The sequence below is a fragment of the Spirulina sp. CS-785/01 genome, from assembly GCF_028330525.1.
Classification (GTDB): domain Bacteria; phylum Cyanobacteriota; class Cyanobacteriia; order Cyanobacteriales; family Spirulinaceae; genus JAQMSD01.
Genome location: NZ_JAQMSD010000288.1, coordinates 1 through 7,027 on the forward strand (window position 1 = coordinate 1; position 7,027 = coordinate 7,027).

Below are 7,027 nucleotides of genomic sequence, written 5' to 3' on the forward strand. Positions count from 1 at the left end.
GGATTGAGGATTGGTAATTGGGGATTGAGGATTGGTAATTGGGGATTGAGGATTGGTAATTGGGGATTGAGGATTGGTAATTGGGGATTGAACCACAAAGACACAAAGGACACAAAGGGAAGATGGGGGAGATGGGGAAAACAAAAATATATTATTCCCGATTCCCGATTCCCGATTCCCGATTCCCAGTTCCGGAGTTCCCTGTTCCCTTTTTCACCAACAACCAACAACAAATCACAAAATCAAATTGGCAATCGCTGTAAATCTTTATTGGACCCTAAGACAATCATGGCTGATCCTTTATAGAGTTGGCGAGTGGGTGGGGGGTTGATGGCGAATTTTTCGTCAGTTTCGGCCACTGCAAGTAGGGTTAAACCATAATGACTGCGGAGTTGTAATTCGGCGATGGTTTTCCCGTCAAACTCCTCTGGGACAAGGACTTCGACAATACTATGATCGGGATCAATATCGAAGCGGTCCAAAATGGCCGGTTTGGTGAGGGTATAAGCAAGATTACATCCGGCCTCGTATTCCGGAAACACCACTTGATCGGCCCCCACGCGAGTGAGGAGTTTACCGTGGATTTTGGAGGAGGCTTTGGCGACGAGGTGGGCAACTCCTGCTTCTTTGATGTTAAGGGTGGTGATAATGCTTTCTTGGACGTAGTTACCGATGGCCACAATTACGGTGTCAAATTCAAGAATTCCCGCTTCTTTGAGGGCATTGGGGTCTGTAGAGTCTAAAGTAAGGGCATGGGTGACGATTTTTTCGTTGAGGACTTGGGCCACTAATTTTTCATCTACATCAGTCCCCAAGACTTCGTAACCCATTCCGTGGAGGGAGGAGGCCACGGCCCGGCCAAAACGACCTAACCCAATGATGGCAAATTGTCGGGTATCTCGACCGAGACTGGTGAGAAATTTGAGCGATCGCAAGTTCAAAACAATTTCTCCGCAAAACTCAAGCTAAATCTTAGCTTATCGCAAAACAGTAAATAGTAAACAGTAAGTAGTAATCAGTAGTAATTAGATAAGTAGTAAGCAATTATCCATTATCCATTACTTAGCCATTACCTCACTAAAACAGACTAAGTTGCTGATTCTTATTGTCTGGAGTTTCTTGACAGATCGGGAGTTCAAAATTTGCAATTAATAATTCTTTGCCAATTTCCGCTTTTCCTTGTTTATAATTATTCATCCCATACTGTAAATCCCAAGGGAGTTGATAAAAGTCCTTGTAACAATCTCGAATATACTCCGAATCATCATAAGTCATTAACCATCGGTGAGAACAGTTGGTTAACTCCCTTAAAAACCGTTCATGATCAAACGCAGTATGTAAATTCCCCTTTTTTCCGTAGAGTTTAGACTTTGTTACCGAATAGTAAGGAGGATCAAGAAAAATAAAAACATCTTCTCCCGGTTTTTGTAACAAAACTGCATAATCTTGATTCAAGATATCTATTTTTTTAACTATCTCAATTGCTTGTCTCAGTCGTTCAATGGAAGAATCCGTAAAACGGGACTGAAAAGACAATTCTGAATATCCCCCAGAGTCTGCTACCCCAGAAAAAGTAATGCGATTTAAAATAAAGAAATCAACTGCTCTTTGAAAAGGAGAGAGTTCTTTTTCTCGTCTCTCCATAATTTCTTGATATAATTCCCGACCATTTGTTTGAGTCGCTTTAATCCGTTTAATTTCTTCAATTAGCGTCTCTTGCTGCGTTTTTAACTCACTCCAAAGACAATATAACTCATAATATAATTCACTGGCAAAAAAAGACGCATGGGGGACATTCTGAACATAAAAAAAGCTCACTGATCCCCCTCCGAAAAACGGTTCACGAAACTCTTTAAATAGGGGAATATATTGCTTTAAAAATTTAATTGCTCTCGACTTTCCACCGGGATATCTTAATGGACTTTTGAGCATTGGTTTTGGGTGATAAGTGATAGGTGATAAGGTTATAGGTAGGTAGAGAAACCGGGTTTCTGTGGTCAATTTTCGTCTTTTCCAGAAAACCCTCATAAGAAACCCACTTTCTGAAATAATGTAGGTTGGGTGAAATGAAATGAAACCCAACACAGTCCACTGAGAATAGTGAATTATAAACCTTACTTTTCTCCAACCAACCTACATCATACCTTTGTGTTCTTTGTGTCTTTGTGGTTTCTTCTTTTACTTTACCCGACAGGAACAGTAAACACCCAATCTTTATAGTCACTCTCCCGATTTTCCGTAATAGCAATTAACTTTTCTCGTAACTTATGTGTAATGGGTTTCTCTTGGGGGAGTTGATAATTTTCCACCTGTTTAATGGGAGTAATTTTAGCCGCAGTGCCACTTAAAAACGCTTCCTCCGCAATAAACAACTCCGACTTATCCACCGGACGTTCCACCACCTCAATCCCTAAATCTCTCGCTAAATCTAAAATACTTAAACGGGTAATTCCTTCTAAAATATCTTGGTCATATCCAGGGGTAATTAATTGACCCTTCCGAATAATAAACACATTCATCCCCGATGCTTCACAAACTTTCCCCTGAGAGTTTAATAAAATAGCTTCATCAAACCCCGACTCCACGGCCTCGGTTTTTGCTAAAGAGGAGGTGATATACGCACCACTAATTTTACCGCGTAGGGGGAAACTGCGGTCTTCTTGACGACACCAGGAACTAATGCGACAAGTGACTCCATCGGGGGACAAATAATCCCCTAATTCTAATCCATAGACAAAGAAATTCTTTTCAACTTTATGTAAACGGGGGGCAATTCCTAACCCAGAGGTATAGACGAAGGGACGAATATAAAAGGGGAATGTAGGCTTATTTTGTTTAATAAATTCGATAATAACACTTTGGATTTTTTCGGCGGGTAAGTCAAAGTGTAAAAACTTTGCACTACTACTCAACCGTTCGCAGTGACGGTCTAACCGAAAGAGTAAAATTTGTTGGGGGGTGTTGGGGTCCGGGAGTCCTCGCATTCCACCAAAAGCCCCTGTGCCATAATGTAGAGCGTGGGTAGCGATGGACATATTCGCTTCGGCAAAGGGAACAAATTGGTTTTCAAAGTAGGCAATGGGCAAGAAGTTGTGCATCGTTCAGGCTAAAATAGGACGGACGGCTAGACTAACAATTTTCTTATCTTATCATTCCTTGGGCTAACCGTGCCGTCCCGTAGGCGGCTTCTGTGTGGGCTGAGGGGACGACAGGGACTTGTAAACGCCGTTGACGAATTTTAGTCCATTGGGGGTTTTTCGCGCCTCCTCCTGCCGTATAGACTCGTTGTAGGGCATCTGCACCGAGGGTTTGTAGTTTCTCGTAGCCTTGGGTTTCGATGCGGGCTATACTCTCTAGGAGGCCGTGGAGAAATTCCACGGGGTTGTCGGGTTGGGGGTCCAGTTGGGGGGAGAGGTTGGGGTCGTTAATGGGGAAGCGATCGCCTGTTTCTAATAAAGGATAATATTCTAGGGGACTTCTTTGAGTGGGGTCAATTTTGGCACTGAGGGACTGTAATTGGCTATCGTTGAAAAAATGCTGTAACACCGCACCCCCGGTATTCGACGCACCCCCGGTTAACCACAAATTCCCCAAACGGTGACTATAAACCCCCGCTTGACTGTCTTCTACTTTTGTGCGACTGAGTAATTTGAGAACCAGAGTCGAACCTAATGAGGTGACGGCCTCACCGGGTTGGGTTGCACCACTGGCTAAAAAAGCGGCAATACTATCAGTAGTCCCGGTGTAGATGAGACAATGGGGGGGAAACTGCCACCGTTGTGCTAAGTCGGGTTGAATGTTACTCACCGGACTGCCTGGGGGACGCACTTGGGGGAGAAGGGACCGTTGGGGGAGAGACTCTAACCAGTCGGGATAGGTGAGATGATCCACATCATAACCGAGTTTGAGGGCGTTGTGATAGTCACTAATGCCTAGTTGGCCGTGTAAGAGAAACCCTAACCAGTCTGCTTGGTGAAGAAAATAGACTGCTTGTTTAAATTCCGGTTGTGTTGTCCACCAAAGGAGTTTCGCTAAACTGGAGGTGGCACTGTGGACTACGTGGTTTGGGGGTGCGAGGGTTTTGATCTGTTTGAGGGTGGTTTGGCCGCGTTTATCGTTGTAGAGGAGAGGGTCAGCAATGGGAGTCCCGGCATGGTCGCATAATAGCACGGTGGAGGATGTGCCGTTGATGGCGATTCTCTGAACTTGCGATCGCACTTCCCCCGACAACTGTTCCAAAAGATGTTCCAAGGCTTCCTGCCACACCTGAGCCTGTGCTACAGTGTAACCGGATCGCGCCTCTGCAACCACTTCCCCAGTCGCCGTAATCGCCACTGCTCTCGCACCAGATGTGCCAAAATCAATACCAAGGGTCAGCATAAACAATTCACAATTAACCAATTCACAATTAATAATTAATAATTAATAATTAATAATCAGCAATTAATATATTATATATTGATATCTTTGCTGTTTGCTCTTGAATCAATCCCCTAATCACCCATTATACATTACCGATTACCCATTATCCAATATGCACTACCGTCGTTTTGGTCGGACAAACTTACAAATGCCTGTTTTCTCCTGTGGGGGGATGCGGTATCAATACAGTTGGGAAGATCAGGCTTGGAATAAGATTCCCGATACTAGCCAAGATAACTTAGAAGCCACTATTAAAACATCTCTCGAACTGGGGATTAATCATATTGAAACTGCAAGGGGGTATGGGACCTCAGAAATGCAGTTAGGCCATATTTTACCCAAACTTCCCAGAGAGAAAATGATTGTCCAAACCAAAGTCTCTCCCAAACCCGATGCAAGGGAATTTAGACAACAGTTTGAACAGTCTTTACAGTTTCTCCAATTAGACTATGTGGACTTATTAGGATTACATGGCATTAACACCCGTGAAATCCTCCATGATAGTCTCAAACCGGGGGGATGTTTAGAAGAAGCACGGAAGTTACAAGAAGCGGGGAAAGTGCGTTATATTGGCTTTTCCACCCATGCTCCCACTGAAATTATTGTCCAAACCATTGAGTCGGGACAATTCGATTATGTGAACCTCCACTGGTACTACATTTTACAGCAAAATTGGCCGGCCATAGAAGCCGCAAGCCGTCACGACATGGGGGTTTTTATTATTAGTCCATCGGATAAAGGAGGGCAACTCTACAACCCCCCGAATAAATTAGTGGAATTATGCCACCCCTTGAGTCCCATGGTGTTTAATGATTTATTCTGTCTCTCCCATCCCCAAGTGCATACGCTCTCTCTGGGTGCTGCGCGTCCCTCAGACTTCGAGGAACACCTCAAAACGCTCCCCCTCCTAGAAAAGGCACAAGAGGTCTTAGAGCCGATTATAGACCGCTTAGAGAAAGAAGCCTATAGTCGCTTAGGTCGAGAATGGTGGCAAACTTGGCACCAAGGACTCCCCACCCCAGAAGAAACCCCGGATAATATTAATATTCCTGTGGTGTTGTGGTTATTTAATTTGGCGTTAGCCTATGATATGACAGAGTTTGGCAAAGCGCGGTATAACTTGTTGGGGAATGCCAGTCACTGGTTTCCGGGGAATAAGGCCAACCGGGTGCGAGAATTAGATTTGAGGGATTGTTTGCGGGATAGTCCCTATGCAGAGCAAATTCCGCTATTTTTAGAAGAATGCGATCGCTTGTTAGGAGGGGAAACTGTACAACGCTTATCTCAGCAATAGTTTTGTGTCCTCATTTTGCTAAAATCTTCAAAATCCCCACAATTCCCCTACTGTCTCACCCTAACTCATGATTTCCCAAATTTTGAACGCTCAACTCTCAACTATGCTCCATTGGATATTTTCCCCAGATAGTCGTTTTGGGAGGTGGACTCCCTCGCAACTGTTAACCGAAACTCCCTCCACTGAGGAGACAGAAGACTCTCCCCTCAAGGATGTCGGAGAATCCATTTCCGAAACCAGTCAGCAACTTTGGACTTCGGTCCAAGGGGGATGGGAAACCACCACCAATACAGTTTCGAGTTGGGGAAGTCGTCTTGCAGAAACCCCGCAAACTGTGGTTGATGGCCTCAATGAAACCAGTGAGACGGTACAAACTAAGGTACAACTGCGATGGGAAGAAGTGGTTAATCTGAAACAAATTCTCAGTGAACAGATTACCCAAAGTTTATTAGAGAATTATCAGGGTGCGATCGCATCTTCTCCCCTCCTCAATGGATTAGTCCATCATCCGCTAATTTTATTCGTTTTTTTGTTAGTGGTGTTGGCTTTAACACTGAGTCTTTTGTTACTCCTCACTCAAGCCTTTAAACGCCTAATTTTAGCCATTTTTGTAGTCGTTTTTAAAGTGGTTACTTTTCCTTTTTCCCGTCAAGATAAAAGCAGCGAAAAGCAACCCACTACTCAGGGAGAAAAACAGAAAAAACTCCTAGAAACGGTTTCCCGTCTCGAAGAAATTAGGTTAGAAGAAAATAAACTTCTGCGAGAGATTGCTAAAATTATTAGGAAGTAGGGGATCAATAATGAATCATGGATAAACGAGAAGTTTAACAACCAACCACCAACAAACCAACAACCCACAAAATTAAGTTGGCACGGGTTCACCGGGACGTAATTTCGCCCATTTTCCCGCTTCTTCTAAAAAGCTCTCACATCCAACAACATCCCACTCCATTTCCACATAATCTTGTTGGGGTCGAATATTAACATTAATGGTGGGTTCAGTGGGGTCAAAATGGGGGGTTTCGGTTAAATGGGGTTGTTGATGCTGAGTTTCTACCGCGTGGTAGGTAACACAGCGATCGACATAATGACAATTTACACAAATACACATAGTCTGGCCTCCGCCATCAAGTCTTCTAGCCATTACAAGAGTCATTTATCTGCATTGTAATACAAGATTTTATTCTGTTACCAGTATCCGAAGGGAACAGTAAACAGTAACCAGTAAACAGCAATCAGTAAACAGTAACCAGTTGTTACTCCCCATCTCTCCACCTCCCCCATCTCCCCCATCTCCCCATCTCCCCCACC

The 7,027-nt window shown here is 43.9% G+C and carries 7 protein-coding genes; 2 read left to right on the forward strand and 5 right to left on the reverse strand.

The annotated features are described in order from the left end of the window. Positions 1–242: 242 nt before the first annotated feature. The 4 genes from PN462_RS18645 to PN462_RS18660 form a co-directional block, all read right to left on the reverse strand. Positions 243–941: a potassium channel family protein gene (locus tag PN462_RS18645; RefSeq protein WP_272130334.1), complete on the reverse strand. Its 699-nt coding sequence runs from the start codon at positions 939–941 to the stop codon at positions 243–245. A gap of 136 nt (positions 942–1,077) precedes the next feature. After that, positions 1,078–1,932 (reverse strand): DNA adenine methylase, encoded by an 855-nt coding sequence (locus tag PN462_RS18650; protein ID WP_272130335.1) that lies wholly within the window; start codon positions 1,930–1,932, stop codon positions 1,078–1,080. A gap of 251 nt (positions 1,933–2,183) precedes the next feature. After that, entirely contained in the window at positions 2,184–3,098 is a 915-nt protein-coding gene (locus PN462_RS18655) for a branched-chain amino acid transaminase (protein ID WP_272130336.1), read from the reverse strand. Positions 3,099–3,141: 43 nt separating this feature from the next. Then, positions 3,142–4,380: an FGGY-family carbohydrate kinase gene (locus PN462_RS18660; RefSeq protein WP_272130337.1), complete on the reverse strand. Its 1,239-nt coding sequence runs from the start codon at positions 4,378–4,380 to the stop codon at positions 3,142–3,144. Positions 4,381–4,534: 154 nt separating this feature from the next. On the opposite strand from PN462_RS18660, the gene PN462_RS18665 reads away from it, so the two are divergent. Together PN462_RS18665 and PN462_RS18670 are read left to right on the forward strand one after the other, a co-directional pair. Next, positions 4,535–5,716: an aldo/keto reductase gene (locus PN462_RS18665; RefSeq protein WP_272130338.1), complete on the forward strand. Its 1,182-nt coding sequence runs from the start codon at positions 4,535–4,537 to the stop codon at positions 5,714–5,716. Between the two features lie 103 nt (positions 5,717–5,819). Then, a complete protein-coding gene (locus tag PN462_RS18670; protein ID WP_272130339.1) occupies positions 5,820–6,506 on the forward strand; it encodes a hypothetical protein in 687 nt (228 codons plus the stop codon). 72 nt (positions 6,507–6,578) lie between these two features. Here the strand turns inward: PN462_RS18670 and PN462_RS18675 are convergent, their stop codons facing one another. Then, a complete protein-coding gene (locus PN462_RS18675) occupies positions 6,579–6,827 on the reverse strand; it encodes a Ycf34 family protein (RefSeq protein WP_443029221.1) in 249 nt (82 codons plus the stop codon). Positions 6,828–7,027 lie beyond the last annotated feature (200 nt).